The organism is Streptomyces mutabilis (genome assembly GCF_046628145.1).
In the GTDB taxonomy this organism is placed as follows: domain Bacteria; phylum Actinomycetota; class Actinomycetes; order Streptomycetales; family Streptomycetaceae; genus Streptomyces; species Streptomyces mutabilis.
Genome location: NZ_CP176874.1, coordinates 4,714,499 through 4,740,131, shown reverse-complemented (window position 1 = coordinate 4,740,131; position 25,633 = coordinate 4,714,499). Strand labels below are relative to the sequence as shown.

Annotated in this window: 19 protein-coding genes; 4 read left to right on the top strand and 15 right to left on the bottom strand. The window is 73.2% G+C overall.

The features are described from left to right. Positions 1–4 precede the first annotated feature (4 nt). The 8 genes from ACLIN4_RS21500 to ACLIN4_RS21465 form a co-directional block, all read right to left on the bottom strand. On the bottom strand, positions 5–1,618 hold the full coding sequence (locus tag ACLIN4_RS21500) for a succinic semialdehyde dehydrogenase (protein ID WP_100045413.1): 1,614 nt from the start codon (positions 1,616–1,618) through the stop codon (positions 5–7). Positions 1,619–1,730: 112 nt separating this feature from the next. Continuing rightward, positions 1,731–2,594, bottom strand: a complete 864-nt coding sequence (locus ACLIN4_RS21495) for a protein kinase domain-containing protein (protein WP_354671066.1) — start codon at positions 2,592–2,594, stop codon at positions 1,731–1,733. Beyond that, positions 2,594–4,294, bottom strand: a complete 1,701-nt coding sequence (locus tag ACLIN4_RS21490; protein WP_289904676.1) for a serine/threonine-protein kinase — start codon at positions 4,292–4,294, stop codon at positions 2,594–2,596. The genes ACLIN4_RS21495 and ACLIN4_RS21490 overlap by 1 nt, the downstream gene beginning before the upstream one ends. Positions 4,295–4,375: 81 nt before the next feature. After that, a complete protein-coding gene (locus tag ACLIN4_RS21485) occupies positions 4,376–5,461 on the bottom strand; it encodes a serine/threonine-protein kinase (protein ID WP_107478920.1) in 1,086 nt (361 codons plus the stop codon). A gap of 120 nt (positions 5,462–5,581) precedes the next feature. Then, positions 5,582–7,282: a serine/threonine-protein kinase gene (locus ACLIN4_RS21480; RefSeq protein ID WP_289904680.1), complete on the bottom strand. Its 1,701-nt coding sequence runs from the start codon at positions 7,280–7,282 to the stop codon at positions 5,582–5,584. Positions 7,283–7,438: 156 nt separating this feature from the next. After that, positions 7,439–10,165: a protein kinase gene (locus tag ACLIN4_RS21475; protein ID WP_411576121.1), complete on the bottom strand. Its 2,727-nt coding sequence runs from the start codon at positions 10,163–10,165 to the stop codon at positions 7,439–7,441. 151 nt (positions 10,166–10,316) lie between these two features. Beyond that, a complete protein-coding gene (locus ACLIN4_RS21470) occupies positions 10,317–12,422 on the bottom strand; it encodes a serine/threonine-protein kinase (protein WP_411576769.1) in 2,106 nt (701 codons plus the stop codon). Positions 12,423–12,581: 159 nt separating this feature from the next. After that, on the bottom strand, positions 12,582–14,288 hold the full coding sequence (locus tag ACLIN4_RS21465) for a glycerol-3-phosphate dehydrogenase/oxidase (protein WP_107478888.1): 1,707 nt from the start codon (positions 14,286–14,288) through the stop codon (positions 12,582–12,584). A gap of 317 nt (positions 14,289–14,605) precedes the next feature. Here ACLIN4_RS21465 and ACLIN4_RS21460 point away from each other — a divergent pair, with 317 nt between their 5' ends. Next, complete coding sequence (locus ACLIN4_RS21460; RefSeq protein WP_289904683.1) at positions 14,606–15,814, top strand: nucleotide sugar dehydrogenase; 1,209 nt, start codon at positions 14,606–14,608, stop codon at positions 15,812–15,814. Positions 15,815–15,881: 67 nt separating this feature from the next. On the opposite strand, the gene ACLIN4_RS21455 is transcribed toward ACLIN4_RS21460, so the two are convergent. From ACLIN4_RS21455 to ACLIN4_RS21440, 4 genes are all read right to left on the bottom strand, one after another. After that, positions 15,882–17,006: a GuaB3 family IMP dehydrogenase-related protein gene (locus ACLIN4_RS21455; protein WP_100049447.1), complete on the bottom strand. Its 1,125-nt coding sequence runs from the start codon at positions 17,004–17,006 to the stop codon at positions 15,882–15,884. 105 nt (positions 17,007–17,111) lie between these two features. Continuing rightward, on the bottom strand, positions 17,112–18,620 hold the full coding sequence (guaB, locus tag ACLIN4_RS21450; protein WP_100049446.1) for an IMP dehydrogenase: 1,509 nt from the start codon (positions 18,618–18,620) through the stop codon (positions 17,112–17,114). 139 nt (positions 18,621–18,759) lie between these two features. Further along, the gene (locus ACLIN4_RS21445) at positions 18,760–19,347 is read right to left on the bottom strand and encodes a sigma-70 family RNA polymerase sigma factor (protein ID WP_019329587.1); all 588 of its coding nucleotides are present in this window, start codon (positions 19,345–19,347) and stop codon (positions 18,760–18,762) included. Between the two features lie 279 nt (positions 19,348–19,626). Further along, the gene (locus ACLIN4_RS21440; RefSeq protein WP_003948568.1) at positions 19,627–20,238 is read right to left on the bottom strand and encodes a response regulator transcription factor; all 612 of its coding nucleotides are present in this window, start codon (positions 20,236–20,238) and stop codon (positions 19,627–19,629) included. 389 nt (positions 20,239–20,627) lie between these two features. On the opposite strand from ACLIN4_RS21440, the gene ACLIN4_RS21435 reads away from it, so the two are divergent. Beyond that, entirely contained in the window at positions 20,628–20,966 is a 339-nt protein-coding gene (locus ACLIN4_RS21435; protein ID WP_100049329.1) for a WhiB family transcriptional regulator, read from the top strand. A 63-nt stretch (positions 20,967–21,029) separates the two neighbouring features. Here ACLIN4_RS21435 and ACLIN4_RS21430 read toward each other — a convergent pair whose 3' ends face one another. Beyond that, positions 21,030–21,950: a LysR family transcriptional regulator gene (locus ACLIN4_RS21430; protein WP_289905995.1), complete on the bottom strand. Its 921-nt coding sequence runs from the start codon at positions 21,948–21,950 to the stop codon at positions 21,030–21,032. Positions 21,951–22,031: 81 nt separating this feature from the next. Here ACLIN4_RS21430 and ACLIN4_RS21425 point away from each other — a divergent pair, with 81 nt between their 5' ends. Both ACLIN4_RS21425 and ACLIN4_RS21420 read left to right on the top strand, forming a co-directional pair. Continuing rightward, a complete protein-coding gene (locus ACLIN4_RS21425; protein WP_411576120.1) occupies positions 22,032–22,700 on the top strand; it encodes an MOSC domain-containing protein in 669 nt (222 codons plus the stop codon). Between the two features lie 97 nt (positions 22,701–22,797). Next, positions 22,798–23,571 (top strand): SDR family NAD(P)-dependent oxidoreductase, encoded by a 774-nt coding sequence (locus tag ACLIN4_RS21420; RefSeq protein WP_100049326.1) that lies wholly within the window; start codon positions 22,798–22,800, stop codon positions 23,569–23,571. Between the two features lie 18 nt (positions 23,572–23,589). Here ACLIN4_RS21420 and ACLIN4_RS21415 read toward each other — a convergent pair whose 3' ends face one another. Beyond that, entirely contained in the window at positions 23,590–23,832 is a 243-nt protein-coding gene (locus ACLIN4_RS21415) for a cold-shock protein (protein ID WP_100049325.1), read from the bottom strand. 150 nt (positions 23,833–23,982) lie between these two features. Then, a complete protein-coding gene (groL, locus tag ACLIN4_RS21410; RefSeq protein ID WP_100049324.1) occupies positions 23,983–25,608 on the bottom strand; it encodes a chaperonin GroEL in 1,626 nt (541 codons plus the stop codon). Between the last annotated feature and the right edge of the window lie 25 nt (positions 25,609–25,633).

Sequence of the window (25,633 nt, the reverse complement as noted above, 5' to 3'; positions counted from 1 at the left end):
TGGATCAGCGGAAGCGGAACGCCTTCATCAGCCGCAGGCTCCGGCTCATGAACGCCGCGTACTTCTCGTCGTCCATGCCGAGCGACGGCGCCATCGGCAGCAGCCTCTGGTGGGCGACCGTCTGGGCCTCGGTGTACTTGAGGATGCCCTCGGAGCCGTGCCGGCGGCCGAGGCCGGAGTCCTTCATGCCGCCCATGGGGGACTGGACGCTGCCGTAGGCGGGCGCGTACCCCTCGTTGATGTTGACGGTGCCGGTGCGCATCCGGGCGGCGACCTCGCGGCCGCGCCGGGCGTCCTTCGTCCAGACCGAGGAGTTCAGGCCGTACGGCGTGGAGTTGGCCTGCTCGACCGCCTCGTCCTCGGTCTTGAAGCGGTAGACGGACACCACCGGACCGAAGGTCTCCTCGGCGCACACGGTCATGGGGGCCGCGACGCCGTCGAGGATCGTCGGCTCGTAGAAGTACGGGCCGATGTCCGGGCGGGCGACGCCGCCGGCGACCAGCTTCGCGCCCCGCTCCACGGCGTCCGCCACGTGCGCCTTCACGGTCTGAAGCTGCCGCTCCCCCACCAGCGAGCCCATGTCGGCGCCGTAGGAGAGGGAGGTGCCGAGCCGCATGGCCTTGGTGCGGGCGGCGAAGCGGTCCAGGAAGGCGTCGGCGACCGACTCGTGGACGTAGAGCCGCTCGATGGAGATGCAGAGCTGGCCGGCCGAGGAGAAGCAGGCGCGTACGGCGCCCGCCGCGGCCTTCTCGATGTCGGCGTCCTCCAGCACCAGCATGGCGTTCTTGCCGCCGAGTTCGAGGGAGACGCCGACCAGGCGGGCGGCGGCACCCTGGGCGACCTCGCGGCCGGTGCGGGTGGAGCCGGTGAAGGAGACGTAGTCGGCGTGCCTGACGACCTCGGGGCCGACGACGGGGCCCTCGCCGAGGACGACCTGGAAGACCTCGGCGGGCAGGCCGGCCTCGATGAGCAGGTCACGGGCCCACAGGGCGGTCAGGCAGGTCTCGGTGTCGGGCTTCATGACGACCGCGTTGCCCGCGACGAAGGCGGGGAGCGCGTCACCGACGGACAGCTCCAGCGGGTAGTTCCACGGGGCGATCTGGCCGACCACGCCGCGCGGGTGGCGCAGCTCGGTGACCTTCGTGAGGGTCGGTACGGCGCCGGTGTGCCGCTTGGGGCGCAGGTACGCGGGGGCCTTGCGGCCGTAGTGCCGGGCGGCGACGGCGACGGCCTGGACCTCCTCGTGGGCGTGCAGGCGGGCCTTGCCGGTCTCCAGCTGGATGAGGTCGAGGACCTCGGCCTGCCGCTCCAGGACCAGGTCGTGGAAGCGGAGCAGGACGGCGGCGCGCTGCCGTACCGGCGTGCGCTCCCACACGGCCTGTGCGGCACGGGCCCGCTCGAAGGCGCCGGCCACGTCCTCGGGCGTCGACTCGGGCAGGTCGGCCAGCTTCTCCCCGGTGAAGGGCGTGTGGTTGGCGGTCCGCCCGGAGCCGGCCACGCCCTTGGTGAGCTGGGCGACCAGCTCGGGTGTGACCACGTCCGCAGCGGTGCGGGCGCCCGCCGGGCTGGGGGCGAGAGGGTTCGTGCCGGTGATTTCCGGGGCCTGCGCGTCCGTCATGAGCCGCAGGGTATGACGCCGCGACGGCTTTGTGTACCCGTCGGTAATCGGGATTCACCGAGTGCTCACATGGCGCCAGTGATCGCTGGCAACAAACGTGCTGATCAGGGCGTTATGCGGAAGGGTTGCAGCTGACCCCTTCGTTTCGCGGCGGGGCGGGCCGGAGGCCGCCGGCCACCTCCGCCAGCCCCTGCGCGACCTCCTGGGCGACTTCATCGGCGATGGCGCCCGCGTTCGGCCGCCGCCCGTCGTCCGCCGCCAGCAGACGTTCGACCAGCGGGCCGAGCGGTCCGGCCGCCGGCTGCTCCGCGACGGCGGTGCGCAGCAGGGTCCCCAGGGCCCGTAAGTCGGCTGCGGGCCCCCCGCCGGGCAGGGACTCCTCGCCCGCCGCGGGGCCCCGCGAGGGCCCGGCGCCCGGCACACGGCGCCGCGGGGGCCGCTCCCGCCTCGTACGGCCCCGCGGGGTCTCCTCCCCCGGGACGTGGGCCGTGCCGAAGCCGGTGAGCACGACCCGGCCGTGCGGGCCGAGCAGGACCCTGCCGGCGCTCACACCACGGTGCACGATGCCGACCGAGTGCGCGGCGCGCAGCGCGCCCAGGACCGCGTGGCCGACGCGGGCGGCCTCGGGCGCCGGCACCGGCCCGCGCCGCAGCGCCTCGTGCAGGGACTCGCCGCCGACCCACTCCATGACGATCCAGGGCGGTCCGCCGTCCCCGGCCGTCTCCTCCACCACGTCGTGGATGCGCACGGCGGCCGGGTGGTCGACGCGGGCGGCGGCACGCGCCTCGCGGGTGAGACGGTGGGCGGCCCGGCGGTATGCCTCGTCCGCCGGGTCCCCGGGCAGTACGGGCCGCTCGACGGCGACCTCGCGGCCCGCGGCCTCGTCGAACGCCCGCCAGACGCGGCCCGCGCCACCGGGGCCGACACGCTCCACCAGCCGGTACCGCTGCCCGACCAGCCGGTCCTGGACTTCCATCAGGGCTCTACGACCTCCCAGTTGGCGATCACCGTCCGGGCGATCTCGCGCCCCTCGTCGGCGAAGTAGCCCTTGCGCGGGTAGTCGATACGCACCCGGTACATGTCGCCGTTGGCGGCCCGGTAGTAGAGGATGTGGAGCTCACGCTCGCGGGGGTCCTGCGTGTCCGTGGTCGTGTACGCGATGACGTTCTCGGTGGCCTTCTCGCCCCGGTACTCGATCTCGCTCGGCTCGCCCCTCGGCGCGGGCTTCTCGGCGAAGTCCCAGGAGTACTCGCCGTCCTGGAGCATGTTCCAGTCCGACCAGGCCTGTGCCGCCGCGGCCTCCGGGATGTCCCCGTCCTGGTCGTCGGCCTTGATGTCACGTTCGAAGAAGACGGTGACCGCGCCGCTCGGGTCGGTGAACGTGACGTCGGTGCCGTCCCAGTCGTCGCCGTGCTCCTGCCTCACGAACGCCGTCGGCAGGCCGACGCTCACGCCGGTCTTCGCGCCGAGTCCGTACGTCTTCCACCCCTTCGGCAGCGGCCCCGCGAACGGATCCGCGATCACCAGGTACGACGCCGCGGCCGCCGCGACGACCGCCGCTCCCAGGGCCATCCACGCGTTGCGGCCCAGCCGTACGCCCCACTTGGACACGGCGCCGGAGGGCCCGCCCGGACCGTCCGCCCCGTCGCCCGGCACCACGCGGGTCGGCGCGGGCTCGGGCGGGTTCGCGGCGGCCTCCAGCAGGGCCCGGGTCCGGACGGCGTCCGGGCGGCGGGCCGGGTCCTTGTCGAGCAGGGCCGTGATGACCTCGGCGAGCGGGCCCTGCGCGGCGGCGGGCGGCGCGGGAGCGGCGTTGAGCACGGACTGCAGGGTGGCGGGGGTGTTGCTGCGGCGGAACGGCGAGACGCCCTCCGTCGCCGCGTACAGCACCACGCCCAGCGACCACAGGTCGCTGGCCGGGCCGGGGCGCCGGCCCAGCACCCGCTCCGGTGCGATGTACTCGGGCGAGCCGACGAATCCGCCGGTTTCGGTCAGGTCGGTGTCGCCCTCGATCCGGGCGATGCCGAAGTCGGTGAGGACGACCCGGTCGTGCCGGCCGAGCAGGACGTTGTCCGGCTTCACGTCCCGGTGCAGGACGCCGGCCGCGTGCGCGGCCTCCAGCGCGCCGAGCACCTGGAGACCGATCCTGGCCGCCTCGTGCGCGCCCAGGGTGCCCTCCTGCAACGCGTCGCCCAGCGAGCGGCCCCGGACCAGCTCCATCACGATCCAGGGCTGGTCGTCCACCACCGCCACGTCGTACACGTCGACCACGGCGGGGTGGTCGAGCCGGGCCGCCGCGCGGGCCTCGCGGCGCATCCGCTCGAAAGTGTTGGCGCGTTCGCGTTCGGGAAGATGGTCGGGCACGCGGGGTTCCTTGACCGCGACCTCGCGGTCCACGGTCTCGTCCTTCGCCCGCCACACCGTGCCCATGCCGCCGTGCCCGAGTTTGGCGATCAGCCGGTAGCGGCCGGCGATGAGGCGTCCGGCGCCCGGGTCCTGTGTGCCCGCGGGCCGGGGCGGCTCCTGCGGCCGCGCCTGGGCCTGCGGCGGCACGACCTGGGTGGGCGCCGCGTAAGGGTTGCCGGGATGGGGCACGGCAACGGGCGGCGCAGGTGGTTGCAGGCCGAAACTCGTGGGCTCGTCCGGCCCGTTGTGCGGTCCCCCGTCGCTGCTCATGGGTCCATCCATATCGCGCTGGACGCGTCCGCATCCACCACTCGTGCGCCGCGGTCACAGAGCCGTGACGCGGACTGCCGCTTATCTCCCGTTTGAGTGTGTTGCGGAGGGCGCGGAGGAGAACGGTGACGCGGAGGGTGACGCGGACTCGGTCGTCGGGGTCGCGGAGGCCGAACTCGGCGGCGCACCGCCCCCCTCGCCGTCCCCGTCGTCGAGCAGAGCCGCCGTCGTGACGCCCGCGCCGGCCGCCGCGAGGACCAGCAGCACCGAGGTGAGCACGGCCCGGGTCGCGCGCCGGGGCTCGCCCGTCCCGGGTGGCGCGGGCGTGCGACCGGTGGCCAGGAAGGCCCCCAGCATCCGTTCCGCCTCCGCCGCGTCCAGACGGCGCCGCGGGTCGCGTTCCAACAGGCCCTGGACGACCGGGAGGAGCGGCCCGGCCTCGGCGGGCGGGCGGATCTCCTCGGTGACCACGGCGTGCAGGACGCCGCCCAGCGAGTCCCGGTGGAAGGGCGAGGCGCCGCTGAGCACCGCGCACAGCAGCACGCCCACCGACCACAGGTCGGACTCCGGCCCGGTCCCGGCGCCCGACATCCGCTCGGGCGCGGTGTACTCGGGGGAGCCGACGAAGGAGCCGGTCTCGGTGAGGGTGGTGGAACCGGCGACCTGGGCGACGCCGAAGTCGGTGAGCACGACCCGGCCGTCGTCGGACACCAACACGTTCGACGGCTTCACGTCCCGGTGCAGGATGCCGGCCGTGTGCGCGGTGCGCAGCGCGTCGAGCAGGGCGATGCCGATGCGGGCGGCCTCGGCGGCGCCGAGCGGGCCGTGGCTGAGCACGCGGTCGGCGAGCGAGCCGCCGTCGACCAGCTCCATGACCATGTACGCGCGTTCGTCGTCCTCGACGACGTCGTGCACCACGATGATGTGCGGGTGGCTGAGCTGTGCGACCGCGCGGGCCTCGCGCAGGGTGCGCTCCCGGCGTCGCCGGGCCTCGGCCGCGGAGAGCGTCTCGTCCAGCGGGAGCGCCTTCACGGCCACCTCGCGGCCGAGCAGCTGGTCGGTGGCCCGCCACACGATGCCCATGCCGCCGCGGCCGAGCCGCTCATGGAGCCGGTAACGGCCCGCGATGACACGCCCGCCCGCCTCCTCGGTCACCATGCGTCCCATCATGCCCCACCGGACGCATCGGCTCCGGGCAGCCGTGACCAGGGTGGCCGACAACCGACGGACGTCCGAACGCCGTTGCGACGACTTCCGGCCACCACCGCGTCCGTCATCCGGCGCGGGTCAGGCGGTCTTCTCCTGCCAGCTCTGCAGCACCGTGCGGAACTGCTGCCGCGTGGTCTCCCAGTCGTCGACGGGTCCCGACATGTTCAGGGCGTACTCGACACCGTCCCGGGACATGTACGTCTGCGACACGGCGCGGCGGGGTCCGGGGAAGGCGGTGTCCTTGGCCAGCGCGGTCCAGGTGTACTCCCAGCGGGCGCAGTCGCGGTCGCGGTAGTCGGCGCGTTCCAGGACGACGCGCCGGTAGTCGACCAGCCGCTGGAGCTGCACCTCCAGGTCCAGCTGGTGCGCGTACGGGTCGTTGTAGTCGGGAGCGGCGTCGACGGAGATACGCAGGACGTGTTCGCCGCCGTCGGGGGTGTAGTCGATCTGCCGGAGTTCGCCGCTGTCGCCGCCGAAGTCCGTGCGCTTCCAGTCCTCGGGCAGGTGAAGGCTGAAACCCAGCGGGTCGTCGCGGCGGACCCAGTCGGCCGGAACGGCGCCACCGGAGCCCGTGTCGTCCGTGGCGGACGAGGAGGCGGAGGGTGAGTGCGCGGGGGCCGGGCCGGCCGACGAGCCGCCGTCGTCCCGCTGTTGCAGCACCACGGCGGTGCCCGCGCCGATCAGGGCCGCCACGGCGACGACCAGGGCGACCGTGCGCAGGCGACGGCGGCGCCGGGGAGCGGCGCTCGCCGGCGGGTGCCCCACCGCCGTGGGCCCGGTGGGCACGGGGCCCGTCCCGGGGTGCCCCGGCGGCACCGGGCCGACGGCCGTCGGGCCGGTCGTCGTCCGGTACGGCGTCGCGGCGGACCCGCCCGCCGGTCCCGTCGCCCCCGGGTGGACCGTGCCGTCCTGCCGCGAAGGGCCCGAGTACTGCGTCGGCACGTACGCCTGGGCGGATCTCGGCCGGCGGCCCTCCGCCGCCTCCGCGAGCATCTGCTCGGCCTCGGTCACGTCGGGGCGCGTGGCCGGATCCTTGCGCAGCAGGGCGTCGATGACGGGCGCGAGCGGTCCGGCGTACCGGGGCTCTGTGGCCTCCTCCTCGACGACCGCCTGCATGGTGGTGAGGGGTGAGGTGCGGCGGAAGGGCGACCTGCCCTCCACCGCCGTGTACAGCGTCGCGCCCAGCGCCCACAGGTCGGAGGCGGGGCCGGGGTCGTGGCCGCGGACGCGCTCGGGGGCCAGGTAGTCGACGGAGCCGACGACCTCTCCGGTCCGTGTGATGGTGGAGTCGCCCTCTATCTGCGCGATGCCGAAGTCGGTGAGCAGCACACGGCCGTCGTCGGCGAGCAGCACGTTGCCGGGCTTGACGTCACGGTGCAGCACGCCCGCGGCGTGCGCGGCGCGCAGGGCCCGCAGGACCCACAGGCCGATCCGCGCCGCCTCCCGCGGCTCGACCCGCTCCTCCTCCTTGACCGCGTCGGCCAGTGAGCGGCCCTCGACCAGCTCCATCACGATCCAGGGCCGGCCGTCGTGCTCGAGTACGTCGTGCACGGTGACGACGGCCGAGTGGTTGATCCGCGCGGCGGCCCGCGCTTCCCCCCGGGTGCGCGCCAGCAGTATCGCCTGGTCGCTCTCGGAGACGTAGAGCGCGGCGGTCAGCTCCTTGATGGCGACGACCCGGTGCAGCACCTCGTCGTGTGCGCGCCACACCCGGCCCATGCCGCCACTGCCGATGGCGTCGCCGAGCCGGTAACGGCCCGCGACGAGCCGGCCCTGCATCTGATTCACGTTGCCCCGCAATTGGTCTGGTCAGGGCCAGACTAGGGACCGGTCACCCCGCGGGGAACGGGTGGGGTGGCATGGAAACCGGTCTGTGACGGTTGTCGCTTTCCGCGTCGCGGCGCAACCATGGGGCCGCGCGCGGCCCCTGAGTGGTCATCCGGTGAACTGATAACTGGACGAAGCCTGTTCGAACAGCCGGGTCACCTCGTCCCGCTCCGCCGCCGGGCCGCGGACCTGGACCACGTGGTATCGCCCGTCGACGAGCATCGCGAGGTTGCGCACGTACAGCTCGCCGTCGGCGCCGGTCCAGGTGAACTGGCCCTCGGCCATGGTCCGTCCGCCGACCTCGATGGTTCGCAGCCCGCTGGAGGTGGCCCAGCTGGAGGCGCGGTACGACGCCAACTCCGGCTCGGTGTCGCGCTGGTAGGCCATCGGGTCGTCACCGAACTCGGACGCCCGGTCCCGGCCCGGTACGACGATCAGCTCGAAGTCGCCCTTGCTGTAGACGACCTGCCCGCTGCCGTTGCGGGGCGTGCGGTCCCAGCCCTCGGCGACGGCGACGCGGAAACCCTCGGCGTCCTTGCGCAGGGTGAACCCGTCGGCCACGGCGGGGTCGTTGCTCTGCGTCTCGGTGGAACCCGACTCCGTCCGGGAGGGGCTGGGGTCGCTCTTCGGGGGCGTCTTCTCCGGCCGGGGCTCGCTCCCGCCGTCCGGGGACTGCCCGGGCGGCGCCTGGCTCACCTCGCCGGCCGCGCCCGTGCGGTCGGTGCCGCCGGCGCCGCTGGTGTCGCTCTTCGGCATGAAGAGCATGGCGTAGGCGATCGCCCCGCCCAGGGCGAGCAGTATCAGCAGGAGCAGGGTGCGGCCGAGGCTGCGCGGCGAACGGGCCGCCTCCCGCCGGTCCCGTTTGTGCCGCCCGTGGTGCGCGGGCAGGCCGGCGCGCCGCTTGCGCACCAGTTCGCCCCGGCGGCGGACGATGGGCAGCCGGCTGGTCTCGGCGGGCGGGGCGGAGACGACGTGGAGTCCGGCCTCCGGTTCGGGCGCCGACCTGACGAGGGAGCGCAGCCAGCCGCGCAGTTCCTCGAAGTCGATGCGCTCGGTGGGGTCCTGACGCAGCAGCGACTCGACGACCGGTCGCAGTGGTCCGCACTCCTCGGCGAACGCCGGCGGCTCCGCGCACACGATCTGCACCAGCTCGGCGGTGGACTCCTCCGGGTAGGGCGCGTGCCCCTGCACGGCGCGGAAGAGCAGCGCGCCCAGCGCCCACAGGTCGGTGGCGGGGCCGATGGGCGCGGCGAGCTGCCAGTTCTCGTGCACCGGCCCGGCCTGTTCCGGCGCCCAGCGCTCGGTCACCGGTCCGACCACGGCCATCCGGGTCTGCCGTGCCCGTTCGGCGGCGAGCGCGGTGGCCGGGCCGCGCCGGGCGGGGGTACGGGCGACCGGGTCGTCCCAGTGGCCGTGCGCGGGGGCCGTGTCCTGCTGCGGGGCGGCGGGCGGGGCGTGCCCGGCCGCCGGGGAGGCGGCGGCCGGATCGCCGGTGGGGCGGGGGGCGGCACCGTGCCAGGAGGTCGTGCCCACGCCGTAGGGGTCGGTGATCTGTCCCGGCGGGGCGGCCCGGCCGACCGTGTCGGCGGGCCGGGGGGCGGCGGGGTGAGGACCGGAGGTGCGGGGGGCGGGCCCTGCGTCGCGGTCGACAGGGTGGGACCCGTCCGGTGCGTACGAGGGTCGCCCCCGGTCGGCTTCGGGGCGGGCCCCCGGTTCCGTGCCGGTGCCCGCGCCGACGGCGTGGGGAGGCCGGTCGGGGCCGTTGTCGGCGGCGGGGCGGGCGCCGGGCAGGGCCGCGCGGCCGTTCCGCCCCTCCTGGACGCGGGCGGCGGCCCGGGCACCCGCGCGGTACGCGGCGATGGCTCCGGCGCGCGCGGCGCGGACGTCCTCGCTGGTCGCCGGCGGTGCGGGGGCGAGCCCGGAGGCGGCGCCGCCGGGACCCTGGGGTACGGGCAGTCCGCCCACGTCACGGGCCTCGATGGCGGCCCGCCGGGCGGCCTCGGGGTCGGTAGTGCCGGGTCCGTAGCTCCCGGACCGCGCACCCTGCGGGCCGACGCCGGTCGCCCGGGGGCCAGCGGCGTCACGGGCCCCGGGCACCAGAGCGCCCGCGCCGGCAGCACCGGGCCCCCCGGTCTCCGCGCCGCCACCCCGTCCGAAGGTCCCGTCGGGAGCGACCGCGGCGCCCCCGCCCTCCTCGACGTCGGGGGCGGGCACCGGGTCGTACCCGCACAGCGCCTCCTCCGCCGCCCCGACCGCGAGGCCGGTCAGCATCACGCGCCCGTCGTCGCAGACGAGTACCGTGCGCGCGGTGATGTTGCGGTGCACCCAGCCGTACGTGTGCAGCACTCGCAGCGCCAGCAGGATGTCGGAGGCCACCTCGGCCGCCCGGTAGGGGGTCAGCGGCTGCTCGGCGAGCAGGGCGGCCAGCGGCCTCGCGGCCACCAGTTCGCTGACGATCCACAGGGAACCGCCCTCGGCGAACACGTCGAAGACCTGGTCGAGGCGTGGGTGGTCGGGTACGGCGGCCGCGGCCTGCGCCGCCTCGACGGCACGGCGTACGACCGGATCGGCGGGCTTGCGGGAGCCCTGGCGCGCGGCCGCCGAACGGCCGCCCGCGTGCCGGAAGCCGCCGTCGCGGGCGGTGAATCCGTCGGGCAGGCCGTCCGCGTCGAGCACCTCCGCCTCGACGACCTCGGGCAACGGCACCTGCCTGACCAGGACTTCCTGACCGCTGTAGGTGTCGAAGGCCCGGGTCTCGGTGAGTTCGTACTCGTCGGACGGCGGCAGCGGCAGGCGGTAGCGGTCGGCGAGTACCCGTCCCGCATAGTCGTCCACGTCGCCACCCCCGGCAGCCGTCGGTCAATTCCGTTCGCACGGCGGGCCGTTCCGGCTGCGTACGGTCCGCAAGCACTCACGATACGTGCCGGAGGCAACCCGCAAAGAGGGGATGCCAGATATCGGACCGCTCAAACCCGGACCGGCCGGTTCAGGACTTGGGTTCGAAGGTCTTCGTCAGCGTCTGCCACGTGTCCCGGCGCAGGTCGCTGTCCCAGGCGTCGGCCTCGGCGGTGTACATCAGCGCGTAGCCCTGGTGGTCGTTGACGACGAAGCCCCGGTCCACGGTGCGGTACTCGGTACCGCCGTCCGTGTAGGTGAACTCCCAGTCGGCCGCGTTCCAGCCGCGGTAGCCCACCTTCTCGATGCGGATCTTCTTGTACTGGGAGCGGACCATGTACCGCTCCTGGTTCTTCCAGTCGGCGACCGGGTCGCCCTTGGGCGTCGACGTCCAGGCGACGAGCAGCTTCTGGCCGTCGGGGCCGGTGAAACGGTCCCCCGCGGAACCCGTGCTCCGGAACTTCCAGCCGTCGGGCAGTCCGATGGAGTAGCCCTGGTCGCCCTGGTGGGTGGCCGCCGCGCCCTCGTCGGCCTTCCCGGCGTCGCCCGATCCGGCGCCGTCCGACCCGGTGTCGCCGGACGCGCTCGCGCCGGAGTCCGGCGCGCCGGCCGAGGACCCGTCCGTGGCCTCCTCGGAGGCGGAGCCGTCGGTGCGGGCCCCGCCCTCGTCGTCCTGCTCGGTGTCGCCGCTCGCCCCCGCGGTGGCGACGGTCCTGTCACCGTTCCCGTCCTGGGCGCCCTTCTCGTCGTCGCCGCCGAGCGTGAGGGCCAGGACGGTGCCGAGCACGGCCAGCGCCACGACCACCGCGATGATGATCAGCGTCCGGCGCGGTACCACGTCGGTGAGCGGCGCCCGGGGCGCGGGCCGGGGCGGCAGGTCCGGGGGCGGCACGACGGGCCAGCCGGAGCTGCGGGTGCCCGCGGGCGCGTTCGCCGCCCCGGTGCCGGCACCCGTACCCGGCCGGGCTCCGGACACCGCACCCGCACCGACGCCCGAGCCCGCACCGGAGCCCGACCCGTCACGGACACCGGCGCCCGGCGCACCGGCCGGCGCCGACGCGCTGGCGGCCGTCCCGCCGGACGCCGACGCGGCGGCCGAACCGGCGGCGCCCGACGCGGCCCGGCCGGCGCCGCCCTGCTTGGCGCGGGAGGCGGCCGCGGCACCGACGGCCCCGGCCCCGACGGCGGCCTTGCGCACGGAACGCAGCGCTCCGCGCAGCCGCTCCCCGGCTTCCTCGCCGCGCTTGCCCCCCGCACCCGAGGGACCGCCCCCGCGGTTGCGCTCGTCCGGCTGGGCGGGCAGCGGCACGACCTTGGTGGCGTCGGCCGGCTCGTCCGCCGGCTCCGGGGCGTGGATGACCTTGTTGAGCAGCGCACGGGCGCCCGCGTCGTCGAGCCGCTGGGCGGGGTCCTTGTTGAGCAGCCCGAAGATGACGTCCCGCAGCGGGCCGGCGTTCTTCGGCTCCTCCAGACTCTCCGTCATCACGGCGGTGAGCGTGGCGATGGCGGAGCCCTTGTCGTAGGGCGGGGTGCCCTCGACCGCCGCGTACAGCAGTCCGCCGAGCGACCACAGGTCGGCGGCCGGGCCGGGCTTGTGGCCGCGGGCGCGTTCCGGGGAGATGTAGGAGGGGGCGCCGACGAGCATGCCGGTGGAGGTGATCGACGGATCGCCCTCGACCTGGGCGATGCCGAAGTCGGTGAGCACGACCCGGCCGTCCTCGGCGATCAGCACGTTGGACGGCTTCACGTCGCGGTGCAGGATGCCCTCGCGGTGCGCCGAGCGCAGCACGTCGAGGATGGCGAGACCCACCTCGGCGGCGCGCCTCGGCTCCAGCAGGCCGTCCTCGCGAATGGCCTCGGCGAGCGACTTGCCCTCGACGAGTTCCATCACGATCCAGGGACGGTCGTCCTCCTCGACGACGTCGTAGACCGTGACGGCGCTGTTGTTACGGATCCGCGCGATCGCCTTGGCCTCACGCAGCGTGCGCGTGATCAGGCGCCGCTTCTCCTCCTCGTCGATGTTCCCCGGGAACCGCAGCTCCTTGACGGCGACCGTGCGTCCGAGGGTCTCGTCCTCGGCGCGCCACACCGTCCCCATGCCGCCGCGGCCGAGCACGTCTCCCAGCCGGTACCGCCCGGCGAGGAGACGTGCGCTCTTGTCCGTACGGGATGTCCCCGCCCGCTCCGCCTCCGACATGCGTCCCCTCATGCAACCCGCCCTGACAGAGCCTTCATTGTCTCTCACCCGACAAGTGCTCGACGCCCAGGGTGCCTCTCGGGGCGGCGCGGCTCGGGGGCGGGCGGCCGTGGGGCTACGGGGCGGGCTGACCTCCTGTCACACCCGCCCCGGCGGCCCCTACCTCGGCACGATGTCGGGGGCGCCCAGCCGCGCCGCGTCGGCCGTCAGGTCGTCGGGCTGGCGCTGCGACTCCCGCTCGGCCTCGACCCGCTTCTCGTAGTGCTGGACCTCCCGTTCGATCTGGTCCTTGTCCCAGCCGAGCACCGGCGCCATCAGTTCGGCGGCCTCGCGGGCGCTGCGGGTGCCCCGGTCGAAGGTCTCGATGGAGATGCGGGTGCGCCGGGTCAGTACGTCGTCCAGGTGCCGCGCGCCCTCGTGGGAGGCGGCGTAGACGACCTCGGCGCGCAGGTAGTCGTCGGCGGCGTGCAGGGGTTCGCCGAGGGAGGGGTCCGCGGCGATCAGCTCCAGCACCTCCTCCGTCATGGCGCCGTACCGGTTCAGCAGGTGCTCGACGCGCACGACGTGCAGGCCGGTGCGCGCGGCGACCCGCTTCCGCGCGTTCCACAGCGCGCGGTACCCCTCGGCGCCGAGCAGCGGCGTGTCCTCGGTGACGCAGTCGGCCACCCGCAGGTCGAGCCCGTGCACCGCCTCGTCCACGGCGTCCTTGGCCATCACCCGGTACGTCGTGTACTTGCCGCCCGCGACGACGACCAGGCCGGGCACCGGGTGGGCGACGGTGTGCTCGCGCGACAGCTTGCTGGTGGCGTCGGACTCACCGGCCAGCAGCGGGCGCAGCCCTGCGTACACGCCCTCGACGTCGTCGCGCGTGAGCGGCACGTGGAGCACGGAGTTGACGTGCTCCAGGAGGTAGTCGATGTCGGCGCTGGAGGCGGCCGGGTGGGCCTTGTCCAGGTCCCAGTCGGTGTCCGTGGTGCCGATGATCCAGTGCCGGCCCCAGGGGATGACGAACAGCACGGACTTCTCGGTGCGCAGGATCAGCCCGGTGGTGGAGTGGATGCGGTCCTTGGGGACGACCAGGTGGATGCCCTTGGAGGCCCGGACGTGGAACTGTCCGCGCTCGCCGACCATCGACTGGGTGTCGTCCGTCCACACCCCGGTCGCGTTCACGATCTGCTTGGCGCGGATCTCGTACTCCCCGCCCGCCTCGACGTCCTGCACGCGCGCGCCGACCACGCGCTCGCCCTCGCGGACGAAGGATGTCACCCGGGCCCGGTTGGCGACGTGGGCGCCGTACGCGGCCGCCGTGCGCACCAGCGTCGTCACGAACCGGGCGTCGTCCATCTGGGCGTCGTAGTACTGGAGCGCGCCGACCAGCGCGTCCTTCTTCAACGCGGGCGCCACCCGCAGGGCGTGACGTCGGCTCAGGTGCCGGTGCATCGGCAGGCCCCGGCCGTGTCCGCGGGCCATCGACATCGCGTCGTAGAGGGCGACGCCCGAGCCGGCGTAGAGCCGCTCCCAGCCCTTGTGCTGCAAGGGGTACAGGAAGGGCACGGGCTTCACGAGGTGCGGTGCGAGCCGCTCCAGGAGCAGGCCGCGCTCCTTCAGCGCCTCCCGTACGAGCACGAAGTCGAGCATCTCCAGGTAGCGCAGGCCGCCGTGGATCAGCTTGCTGGACCTGCTGGAGGTGCCCGACGCCCAGTCCCGGGCCTCGACCAGGCCGGTGGACAGGCCACGCGTCACCGCGTCGAGCGCGGTGCCCGCGCCGACCACGCCCGCGCCCACCACCAGAACGTCCAGCTCGCGCTCGGCCATGGCCGCGAGCGACTCGGCGCGCTGCGCCGGCCCCAGTGTCGCTGTCCTCACTGCTGCCTCCCGCTGTCGGTCGCGTCGGCCGCACCCGTCGGGCGAAGCCCGGTTCCTGGTACCCACCATGCCCAGATTCTGACCGGCTCGCCCGACATCGGCCGTCGGACGGCCCCAGCCTGTGGACAACAGAACCTGTGGACAACATGCCTGTGGACAACCTCCCCACCGCTCCCCCTCGACACTCGCCGAAACCAGGCCGACCAATCCCACAAATCGGTCATATTTACTCCTAGTCTGACGTTGTGCTCGCCCATCCTGTCCACCGGGCTTGCGCACCTGTCCCGCTTCGGCTACTGGGAAGGACGGCCCACGCCATGCCCGCAGATCTCGCCGTCATCGGACTCGGCCCGTACGGCCTGCCCCTGGCCCAGGCCGCCGTCGCCGCGGGCATCCCCACCCTCGGCTACCGCACCGGCCCCGAGGCCGACCCGCTCACGCCCGCCGAGGTGCGCCGGATGCTCGCGACGGGCTTCCGCACCCCCGCCACGCCGGCCGAGCTGGGCCGCGTCCGCACCGCCGTCATCTGCGCGCCCACCCCGCCCTCTGCGGACGGCGGCCTGGACCTCACCCAGGTGGAGGCAGCCGCCCGCACCCTCGCCGACCACATGCGCCCGCACACCACGGTCATCCTGGAGTCACCCGTGCGGCCCGGGACGACGGAGGAGTTCCTGCGCCCGGTCCTGGAGCGGGGCTCGGGGCTGCGCGCCGGCCGCGACTTCCACCTCGCGTACTCCCCCAGCCGCGTCGACCCCGGCAACCGCGACTTCACACCGGCCAACACCCCGAAGGTCATCGGCGGCCTCACCCCCGCCTGCACCGAGTCCGCCGCCGCCTTCTACGGCCGCCTCACCGACAAGGTGGTCCGCGCCCGCGGCCCCCGCGAGGCGGAGACGGTCCAGCTCCTGGAGACCAATTTCCGGCACGTCAACATCGCCCTGGTCAACGAGATGGCCGTCCTCTGCGACGACCTCGGCGTCGACCTGTGGGACGTGCTGCGCTGCGCGGAGACCAAGCCCTTCGGCTTCCACGCCTTCCGCCCCGGCCCCGGTGTCGGCGGCCACTCCGTCCCCCAGGACCTGACCGGCCGGGCCCCCCACAGCCTGCGCATGGTGGAGCTGGCCCAGCAGGTCAACGGCCAGATGCCCCGCTACGTCGTCCAGCGGGCCGCCGCCCTCCTCAACGAGCACGGCAAGTCCGCGCGCGGCGCCCGCGTCCTCCTCCTCGGCGTCACCTACAAGGCCGACCTCGCCGACCAGCAGGCCACCCCGGCCGAGGAGATCGCGACCCGCCTGATGTCCATGGGCGCCGCGGTCAGCTACCACGACCCGCACATCCCGTCCTGGAACGTCGCCGACCGCCCCGTCCCCCGCGCCGACTCCCTCTACGAGGCCGCCGCCGACGCCGACCTGACGATCCTCCTCCAGCAGCACCGCACGTACGACCTCCAGGGCCTGTCGGTGAAGGCCCAGCTGCTGCTGGACACGCGGGGGGCCACGCCCACGGGGGCGGCGCACCGGCTCTGACCGCGACGCGCACACGCGAGGGGCCCGGAGCAGACGCTCCGGGCCCCTCGGTACCGCGTACGGGTGACTACCGCCGGTGCTGCGAGTCCGCCACCGTCACCTCGACGCGCTGGAACTCCTTGAGTTCGCTGTATCCGGTCGTGGCCATCGCCCGGCGCAGGGCGCCGAAGAAGTTCATCGAGCCGTCGGGGGTGTGGGACGGGCCGGTGAGGATCTCCTCGATGGTGCCGACCGTGCCGAGGTCGACCTTCTTGCCGCGCGGCAGCTCCTCGTTGACCGCCTCCATGCCCCAGTGGTTGCCCTTGCCGGGCGCGTCGGTGGCGCGGGCCAGCGGGGAGCCCATCATCACGGAGTCGGCGCCGCAGGCGATCGCCTTGGGCAGGTCGCCGGACCAGCCGACGCCGCCGTCGGCGATGACGTGCACGTACCGGCCGCCGGACTCGTCCATGTAGTCCCGGCGGGCCGCCGCCACGTCCGCCACGGCCGTGGCCATGGGCACCTGGATGCCCAGCACGTTGCGCGTGGTGTGGGCGGCGCCGCCGCCGAAGCCGACGAGGACGCCCGCCGCGCCGGTGCGCATCAGGTGCAGGGCGGCGGTGTAGGTGGCGCAGCCGCCGACGATGACCGGGACGTCCAGCTCGTAGATGAACTGCTTCAGGTTCAGCGGCTCGTGCGAACCGGAGACGTGCTCGGCCGAGACCGTGGTGCCGCGGATGACGAAGATGTCGACGCCCGCGTCCACGACCGCCTTGGAGAACTCGGCGGTGCGCTGCGGGGAGAGCGCGGCGGCGGTGACCACGCCCGAGTCGCGCACCTCCTTGATGCGCCGCCCGATCAGCTCCTCCTTGATGGGAGCCGCGTAGATCTCCTGGAGGCGGCGGGTCGCGTTGTCCGGGTCGAGACCGGCGATCTCGTCGAGCAGCGGCTGCGGGTCCTCGTGCCGGGTCCAGAGCCCTTCCAGGTTCAGGACGCCCAGGCCGCCCAGCTCGCCGATGCGGATGGCGGTGGCCGGGGAGACTACCGAGTCCATGGGAGCGGCCAGGAACGGCAGCTCGAAGCGGTAGGCGTCGATCTGCCAGGCGATCGAGACCTCCTTCGGGTCCCGGGTACGGCGGCTGGGGACGACGGCGATGTCGTCGAAGGCGTACGCCCGGCGGCCGCGCTTGCCGCGCCCGATCTCGATCTCAGTCACGTCTGTGGCCTTTCCCTGATGCGTTGCAGCGCCTTCCAGTATCCCCGACGGGCACACCGAGGGCGGCCCCGGATGCTCCCGGGGCCGCCCTGGAAGGCCTTCTGCCTACTTGCTGCGGCTGTAGTTCGGTGCCTCGACCGTCATCTGGATGTCGTGCGGGTGGCTCTCCTTGAGGCCGGCGGAGGTGATCCGCACGAACCGGCCGTTGTCCTGGAGCTGGGGCACGGTCCGGCCGCCGACGTAGAACATCGACTGGCGCAGGCCGCCGACCAGCTGGTGGACGACCGAGGAGAGCGGGCCGCGGTAGGGCACCTGGCCCTCGATGCCCTCGGGGACCAGCTGCTCGTCGGAGGCGACGCCCTCCTGGAAGTAGCGGTCCTTGGAGAACGACTTGCGGTCGCCGCGGGTCTGCATGGCGCCCAGCGAGCCCATGCCGCGGTACGACTTGAACTGCTTGCCGTTGATGAACAGCAGCTCGCCCGGCGACTCCTCGCAGCCCGCGAGCAGCGAGCCCAGCATCACCGTGTCGGCGCCCGCGACCAGGGCCTTGGCGATGTCGCCGGAGTACTGGAGGCCGCCGTCGCCGATGACCGGGATTCCGGCCTCCTTGGCGGCGAGCGATGCCTCGTAGATGGCGGTGACCTGCGGGACGCCGATGCCGGCGACGACGCGGGTGGTGCAGATGGAGCCGGGGCCGACGCCGACCTTGATGCCGTCCACGCCGGCGTCGATGAGGGCCTGGGCGCCGTCGCGGGTGGCGATGTTGCCGCCGATGACGTCGACGCCGGAGGAGTTCGACTTGATCTTGGCGACCATGTCGCCGACCAGGCGGGAGTGGCCGTGCGCGGTGTCGACGACGATGAAGTCGACGCCCGCCTCGATCAGCGCCTGGGCGCGCTCGAAGGCGTCACCGGCGACACCGACCGCGGCACCGACCAGCAGCCGGCCCTCGCCGTCCTTGGCGGCGTTGGGGTACTTCTCGGCCTTGACGAAGTCCTTGACCGTGATCAGGCCCTTGAGGACGCCGTTGTCGTCGACCAGCGGCAGCTTCTCGATCTTGTGGCGGCGCAGCAGCTCCATGGCGTCCGCGCCGGAGATGCCGACCTTGCCGGTGACCAGCGGCATCGGCGTCATGACCTCGCGCACCTGCCGGGAGCGGTCGGTCTCGAAGGCCATGTCGCGGTTGGTGACGATGCCGAGCAGCTTCTTGTTGCCGTCGGTGACCGGGACGCCGCTGATGCGGAACTTGGCGCACAGCGCGTCGGCCTCGCCGAGGGTGGCGTCCGGGTGGATGGTGATGGGGTCGGCCACCATGCCCGACTCGGAGCGCTTGACCAGGTCGACCTGGTTGGCCTGGTCCTCGATGGACAGGTTGCGGTGGAGAACGCCGACGCCGCCCTGGCGGGCCATCGCGATCGCCATGCGCGACTCGGTGACCTTGTCCATGGCGGCGGACAGCAGCGGGATGTTCACCCGCACGTTCTTGGAGACGTACGAGGCGGTGTCGATCTCGTCGGGTGCCATGTCCGACGGGCCCGGCAGCAGCAGCACGTCGTCGTAGGTCAGCCCGAGCGTCGCGAATTTCTCGGGCACTCCGTCGACGTTGGCAGTCATGACACCTTCCCCAAATGGCCTTGATCGGTGCGGATGTCCATGCTAACGGGAACTGGAGGTGGCTCATTCCACGATCAAGGACCCGTCCGACCTTCGTAGTTTCGTACGGACACCGGACACCGCCCGTTCACCCCCGGCGCTACTGCTCCGCCAGGGCCCGCAGGCGGCTCAGCGCCCGGTGCTGGGCGACCCGGACGGCGCCGGGTGACATTCCCAACATCTGCCCGGTCTCCTCGGCCGTGAGGCCCACGGCGATGCGCAGCAGGAGCAGCTCGCGCTGGTTCTCGGGCAGGTTGGCCAGGAGTTTCTTGGCCCAGGCGGCGTCGCTGTTGAGCAGCGCACGCTCCTCCGGGCCGAGGGAGTCGTCCGGCCGCTCCGGCATCTCGTCGGACGGGACGGCCGTCGAGCCGGGGTGCCGCATCGCCGCGCGCTGGAGGTCGGCGACCTTGTGGGCGGCGATGGCGAAGACGAACGCCTCGAAGGGGCGGCCGGTGTCCTTGTAGCGGGGCAGCGCGAGCAGCACCGCGACGCAGACCTCCTGGGCGAGATCCTCGACGAAGTGCCGGGCGTCGCCGGGCAGGCGGGACAGACGCGTGCGGCAGTAGCGCAGCGCCAAGGGATGGACATGGGCGAGCAGGTCGTGCGTGGCCTGCTCGTCCCCGTCGACGGCGCGGTGCACGAGCCCGCCGACCGTCCCTTGATCAGGGGCCGCCTCGTCGTCACGCATCGGTCCATGGTGCCTTGCGGCCGTCCGATCCGTGGCGTCGCGCCCGTTGTTGTGCACCGAAGCGTTATGAGCAGGTGCGCCGGAACTCATCCCCTGCGCCCTCCCCTCCCGCTCGACCGACTCGTCCCCGAGGAACTCCACACCTCAAGGATGCGTCATCCGCGCCGAAACGAGCAGCGGGCACCCGGCGGGTCGCCTTGTCACCCCCGCTCACCTCGCGATAAGCGGGGATCGCCGCTTCCCCGACGGGCCCTTTCGGACTCCCTCGCACGGGGTGCCCTAGCGGACCAGGCCCCACCGGAAGCCGAGCGCCACCGCGTGTGCCCGGTCCGAGGCGCCGAGCTTCTTGAAGAGCCGCCGGGCGTGGGTCTTGACGGTGTCCTCGGAGAGGAACAGCTCACGGCCGATCTCCGCGTTGGAGCGGCCGTGGCTCATGCCCTCCAGCACCTGGATCTCACGCGCGGTGAGCGTGGGCGCGGCACCCATCTCGGCCGAGCGCAGCCGGCGCGGGGCGAGCCGCCAGGTCGGGTCGGCGAGGGCCTGCGTGACCGTGGCGCGCAGCTCGGCGCGCGAGGCGTCCTTGTGCAGGTAGCCGCGGGCACCGGCGGCGACCGCGAGGGCCACGCCGTCCAGGTCCTCGGCGACGGTGAGCATGATGATGCGCGCGCCGGGGTCGGCGGACAGCAGCCGCCGGACGGTCTCGACGCCGCCCAGGCCGGGCATGCGCACGTCCATAAGGATCAGGTCCGAGCGGTCGGCGCCCCAGCGGCGGAGGACTTCCTCGCCGTTGGCGGCCGTCGTCACGCGCTCGACGCCGGGCACGGTCGCGACCGCGCGGCGAAGCGCCTCTCGGGCAAGCGGGGAGTCGTCGCAGACGAGGACGGAAGTCATGGCCGTCCTCCGCAGCTGATGCGCGTCACGTTGAGCCTCCAGGCTGGTACGAAATCGTCACCTGTGCGGTCGACCGTCCCGGACGCCCGCCCGAGCACTTGTTCCTTCAACCGCCTCCGCACTCTCAACGACGGTCACTCGAAAGAGTTACGGGGCCGTGTGTCGTCTTCGGCACTCTACGTGAGGGGTCGGCCACGCAGCAGACATGCGCGTGGGACCCGCCCCGTTTCATCACATCCGATGCCCCATTTAGCCGCTTTTCTTCCACTTCGCTGGTGTCTGAGGCTAGATTCGCAATGAGTCATATTTTCATCTCCTTAGATCGTAGTTGTACGGTCGTGGATGCTGGCATCCCGCATCTACCCATATCGGCTACAAGGGGTCACGCAATGGCAGATTTCTCCCGCCTTCCAGGACCGAACGCGGACCTGTGGGACTGGCAGCTCCTGGCTGCGTGCCGCGGGGTGGACAGCTCGCTCTTCTTCCACCCGGAGGGCGAACGGGGAGCGGCGCGGAGTGCTCGCGAGAACTCGGCCAAGGAGGTCTGCATGAGGTGCCCGGTCCGCGCCGAGTGCGCGGCGCACGCGCTGGCGGTGCGCGAGCCGTACGGCGTGTGGGGCGGCCTGACCGAGGACGAGCGCGAGGAGCTCATGGGACGGGCCCGCAACCGCCTGGTGGCGGCGACGGCATCGGCGACGGCCGGCGGGGAGGCGGCCGCGCATCACTGAAGGAACGTTTCTCTAGAACATGGACGCGGAGGCGAGAACACGGGCGCCGAGGTGCGCCCGCCCTCAGCGCGACGCCGACTGGCGCGCCCCCGCCCGGGCCAGCTCGTCGAGCGTCGCCTTCACCGCCGGCACCTGTCCCAGGTCGGGCAGGGTGAGCGCGACGATCTCCCGCCGCACCGCCGGCTCCAGCGCCACCGTGCGCACACCCCGGGGCCGTACGGACTCGACGGCGAGCTGGGGCAGCACGGCCACGCCCAGGCCGGCCCCGACCAGGCCCACGACGGCCGGGTAGTCGTCGGTGGCGAAGTCGATGCGGGGCGTGAAGCCGGCGCCCTCGCAGACCTCGACCAGTTGGCTCCGGCAGCGCGGGCAGCCCGCGATCCAGGGCTCCCGGGCCAGCTCCCCGATGGCCACCGACCCCGTGGGCTCCGTGTGCGCGAGCCGGTGCCCCTCCGGGACCAGCGCCACCAGCCGGTCGGTGAGCAGCGGCCGTACGACGAGGTCGTCCCACTCCTCCGCGCCGGCCGCCCCCTCGTAGCGAAAGGCCAGCGCCACGTCGCAGTCGCCCTCGCGCAGCAGCTCGACGGACCTCGGCGGCTCGGCCTCCTCCAGGGACACCCGGGTGCCGGGATGCGCGGCACGCAGTGCGGCCAGGGCAGTCGGGACGAGGGTGGAGCTGCCGCTGGGGAAGGAGACCAGGCGGACCCGCCCCGCGCGCAGCCCGGCGATGGCGGCGACCTCCTCCTCGGCGGCGGTCAGCCCGGCGATGATCCCGGCGGCGTGCCGCACCAGCGCCTCTCCGGCTTGGGTGAGCCGCATCTCCCGGCCGGTGCGCACGAGCAGGGGCGTGCCGACGGAGGCCTCCAGGGCCTTCATCTGCTGGCTGACGGCGGGCTGGGTGCAGCCCAGCTCGCGCCCGGCGGCGGAGAAGGAACCGGTCGATGCCACGGCGCGCAGCACGCGGAGATGACGAGCCTCGATCACACGGTCGAGGATAAGCGACCCTTTGACCGGATGCCGAATAATGCGTCGACGCTTTGATGAGGATTGTCCTACCGTTCGGCCATGAAGCTTCTCTCTGTGAATCTCGGCCGCGCGAAATCGGTGCCGTACACGGACCACCCCGAGGGCGTCACCGGCATCGACAAGCAGCCCACGGACGGGGCCGTACGGGTGACGGCGCCCGGGCCGAAGGGCACCGGGGCGAGCGGGCTGGCCGGGGACACGGTCTGCGACACCCGTCACCACGGCGGCCCCGACCAGGCGGTCTACGCGATGGCGCGCGAGGATCTGGACGACTGGGAGCGCGAGCTGGGCCGCCCGCTGCCGAACGGCTCCTTCGGCGAGAACCTCACCACGACGGGCGTGGACGTCTGCGGCGCCCTGATCGGCGAGCGCTGGCGCGTGGGCACCGACCTGATCCTGGAGGTCACCTCCGGCCGCATCCCCTGCCGCACCTTCCAGGGCCACCTGGGCGAGGAGCGGTGGGTGAAGCGGTTCACGGAGAAGGGGGTGTCGGGGGCGTACCTGCGGGTGATCGAGCCCGGGGAGATACGGGAGGGCGACCCGGTCGAGGTCGTCCACCGGCCCGCCCACGAGGTGACCGTGGCCCTGCAGTTCCGGGCGGTGACGACCGAACGGGAGCTGCTGCCCCGGCTGCTCGCGGCGGGCGGTGCGCTGCACCCGGAGGCGCTGGCGACGGCGCGGAAGTACGTGGCGGGGCAGGCCCCCTGACCGTGTCTCACCAGGTGCTGGTCACCGGTTCCTCACGATCGGCGATCACGATGTGAGCGAAGCGGACGTGCTCGGTCCGGACCCATAACCTTGCGCCATGACAACGGCATTGATTACGGGATCGACGGCGGGCATCGGTGCCGCGTTCGCGCGGCGGCTGGCGGCGGACGGACACGACCTGGTGCTGGTCGCCCGCGACACCAAGCGGCTGCGCGAACAGGCGACCGAGCTGCACGACCGGCACGGCATCGAGGCGGAGGTGCTGACGGCCGACCTGGCGACGGACGCCGGGATCGACGCGGTGGCCGCCCGGCTGGGCGAGCGCAGGAACCCCGTCGACCTGCTGGTCAACAACGCCGGCTTCGGCAACAAGGGCCGCTTCCTCGAGGTCTCGATGGCCGACGAGCTGACCATGCTCAAGGTGCACTGCGAGGCGGTACTGCGGCTGACCTCGGCGGCGACGGAGTCGATGCGGGAGCGGGGGCGCGGCGGGGTCGTCAACGTCGCCTCGGTCGCCGCCTTCGTCCCGCGCGGCACGTACGGCGCCTCCAAGGCGTGGGTCGTGCAGTTCACCCAGGGCGTGGCGAAGGACCTGGCCGGCAGCGGGGTGCGCCTGATGGCCCTGTGCCCCGGCTTCGTGCGCACGGAGTTCCACGCGCGGGCCGGGATGGGCACGGACAACATTCCGGGCTGGATGTGGCTCGACGCGGACAAGGTGGTCGCGGCGGCGCTGGGCGATCTGGCGCGCGGGAAGTCCCTGTCGATCCCCGATCCCCGCTACAAGGCGCTGATGGGGGCGGCGAAGCTGGTGCCGCGGGGGGTGCTGGGCGGGATCACCTCGCGGACGGGGCGGAAGTACGGGCCGCGGTAGGGGTGGGGCGGGGAGGGCTCAGGAGTCCTCGGGCCAGACGCACACGGCCCGCCACCGGTACCCGTCCTGTTCGGCCCGCTCGGCGGTGAACGTGACGGACCGGCCCGGGATCAGCTCACGGAAGCCGTCGGCCTCGACGGCCGAGAAGTGCGCCCACACCCTCTCCTCGAGAACCTCGGCCGCGAGCACGCCCCATCCCTCTTCGCGGTGCCACTCCAGCACACGTCCCGTGAGTACCTCGTCCGGCGTGGTTTCGGACATCTTCTCGCCTTCTCCCTTTCGCCGGTCGGAGCCGCCCGGCAACAAGCCGGGCGGGGCGGACGGGGCCCCGACGCCCCGCCGAACGCACGGTGCCCGGCACCCCCGCAGGGGCGCCGGGCACCGTCGGCTCAGCTCAGCTCAGCGCTGCGCTCAGTGGGCGTGGCCGTGGCCGTGGCCCGCGGCGGCCGGCTCTTCCTCTTCCTTCTTCTCGACGACCAGGGTCTCGGTCGTCAGGAGGAGGGAGGCGATGGAGGCGGCGTTCTCCAGGGCGGAGCGGGTGACCTTCACCGGGTCGATGACGCCGGCCTTGACCAGGTCGCCGTACTCGCCGGTGGCGGCGTTGAAGCCCTGGCCCTTGTCGAGCTCGGCGACCTTGGAGGTGATGACGTAGCCCTCCAGGCCGGCGTTCTCGGCGATCCAGCGCAGCGGCTCGACGGCGGCGCGGCGGACGACCGCGACACCGGTGGCCTCGTCGCCGGTCTTGCCGAGGTTGCCCTCGAGGACCTTGACGGCGTGGACCAGCGCGGAGCCACCACCGGAGACGATGCCCTCCTCGACCGCGGCGCGGGTCGCGGAGATGGCGTCCTCCAGACGGTGCTTGCGCTCCTTCAGCTCCACCTCGGTGGCGGCGCCGACCTTGATCACGCACACGCCGCCGGCCAGCTTCGCGAGGCGCTCCTGGAGCTTCTCGCGGTCCCAGTCGGAGTCGGTGGACTCGATCTCGGCCTTGATCTGGGCGACGCGGCCCTCGACCTCGTCGCGCTTGCCGGCACCGTCGACGATCGTGGTGTCGTCCTTGGTGACGGTGATGCGGCGGGCGGTGCCGAGCACCTCGAGGCCGACCTGGTCGAGCTTGAGGCCGACCTCCTCGGAGATGACGGTGGCGCCGGTGAGGACGGCCATGTCCTGGAGCATCGCCTTGCGGCGGTCGCCGAAGCCCGGGGCCTTCACCGCGACGGCGTTGAAGGTGCCGCGGATCTTGTTGACGACCAGGGTCGACAGGGCCTCGCCCTCGACGTCCTCGGCGATGATCAGCAGCGGCTTCGAGGAGTTGGTCTGGATGACCTTCTCCAGCAGCGGCAGCATGTCGGCGATGGAGGAGATCTTGCCCTGGTTGATGAGGATGTACGGGTCCTCGAGGACGGCCTCCATGCGCTCCTGGTCCGTCACGAAGTACGGCGACAGGTAGCCCTTGTCGAAGGCCATGCCCTCGGTGAAGTCCAGCTCCAGACCGAAGGTGTTGGACTCCTCGACGGTGATGACACCGTCCTTGCCGACCTTGTCCATGGCCTCGGCGATCAGCTCGCCGACCTGCTGGTCCTGGGCGGACAGCGCGGCCACGGCGGCGATGTCGGACTTCTCGTCGATCGGGCGGGCGGTGGCGAGAAGGTCTTCCGACACGGCGGCGACGGCCGCGTCGATGCCCTTCTTCAGCAGCGCCGGGGAAGCACCGGCGGCGACGTTCTTCAGGCCCTCGCGGACCAGCGCCTGGGCCAGGACGGTGGCGGTGGTGGTGCCGTCACCCGCGATGTCGTTGGTCTTGGTCGCCACCTCCTTCACCAGCTGGGCGCCGAGGTTCTCGTACGGGTCCTCGACCTCGACCTCGCGGGCGATGGTGACGCCGTCGTTGGTGATGGTCGGGGCGCCGAACTTCTTGTCGATGACGACGTTGCGGCCCTTGGGGCCGATCGTCACCTTCACCGTGTCGGCAAGCTTGTTGACGCCGCGCTCGAGGGCGCGACGGGCGTCCTCGTCGAACTTCAGGATCTTCGCCATGGGAGCGTGAGCCCTCTTCCGGAAA

Excerpts from the sequence above, each read along its gene's own strand:
- ACLIN4_RS21425 (WP_411576120.1), top strand. The coding sequence starts at position 22,032 with ATGAAGCTTCTCTCTGTGAATCTCGGCCGCGCGAAATCGGTGCCGTAC.
- ACLIN4_RS21420 (WP_100049326.1), top strand. The coding sequence starts at position 22,798 with ATGACAACGGCATTGATTACGGGATCGACGGCGGGCATCGGTGCCGCG.
- ACLIN4_RS21435 (WP_100049329.1), top strand. The coding sequence starts at position 20,628 with ATGGCAGATTTCTCCCGCCTTCCAGGACCGAACGCGGACCTGTGGGAC.
- ACLIN4_RS21480 (WP_289904680.1), bottom strand. The coding sequence starts at position 7,282 with ATGCAGGGCCGGCTCGTCGCGGGCCGTTACCGGCTCGGCGACGCCATC.
- guaB (WP_100049446.1), bottom strand. The coding sequence starts at position 18,620 with ATGACTGCCAACGTCGACGGAGTGCCCGAGAAATTCGCGACGCTCGGG.
- ACLIN4_RS21495 (WP_354671066.1), bottom strand. The coding sequence starts at position 2,594 with ATGGAAGTCCAGGACCGGCTGGTCGGGCAGCGGTACCGGCTGGTGGAG.
- ACLIN4_RS21500 (WP_100045413.1), bottom strand. The coding sequence starts at position 1,618 with ATGACGGACGCGCAGGCCCCGGAAATCACCGGCACGAACCCTCTCGCC.
- ACLIN4_RS21490 (WP_289904676.1), bottom strand. The coding sequence starts at position 4,294 with ATGAGCAGCGACGGGGGACCGCACAACGGGCCGGACGAGCCCACGAGT.
- ACLIN4_RS21440 (WP_003948568.1), bottom strand. The coding sequence starts at position 20,238 with ATGACTTCCGTCCTCGTCTGCGACGACTCCCCGCTTGCCCGAGAGGCG.
- ACLIN4_RS21460 (WP_289904683.1), top strand. The coding sequence starts at position 14,606 with ATGCCCGCAGATCTCGCCGTCATCGGACTCGGCCCGTACGGCCTGCCC.
- ACLIN4_RS21445 (WP_019329587.1), bottom strand. The coding sequence starts at position 19,347 with ATGCGTGACGACGAGGCGGCCCCTGATCAAGGGACGGTCGGCGGGCTC.
- ACLIN4_RS21470 (WP_411576769.1), bottom strand. The coding sequence starts at position 12,422 with ATGTCGGAGGCGGAGCGGGCGGGGACATCCCGTACGGACAAGAGCGCA.
- ACLIN4_RS21485 (WP_107478920.1), bottom strand. The coding sequence starts at position 5,461 with ATGGGACGCATGGTGACCGAGGAGGCGGGCGGGCGTGTCATCGCGGGC.
- groL (WP_100049324.1), bottom strand. The coding sequence starts at position 25,608 with ATGGCGAAGATCCTGAAGTTCGACGAGGACGCCCGTCGCGCCCTCGAG.
- ACLIN4_RS21415 (WP_100049325.1), bottom strand. The coding sequence starts at position 23,832 with ATGTCCGAAACCACGCCGGACGAGGTACTCACGGGACGTGTGCTGGAG.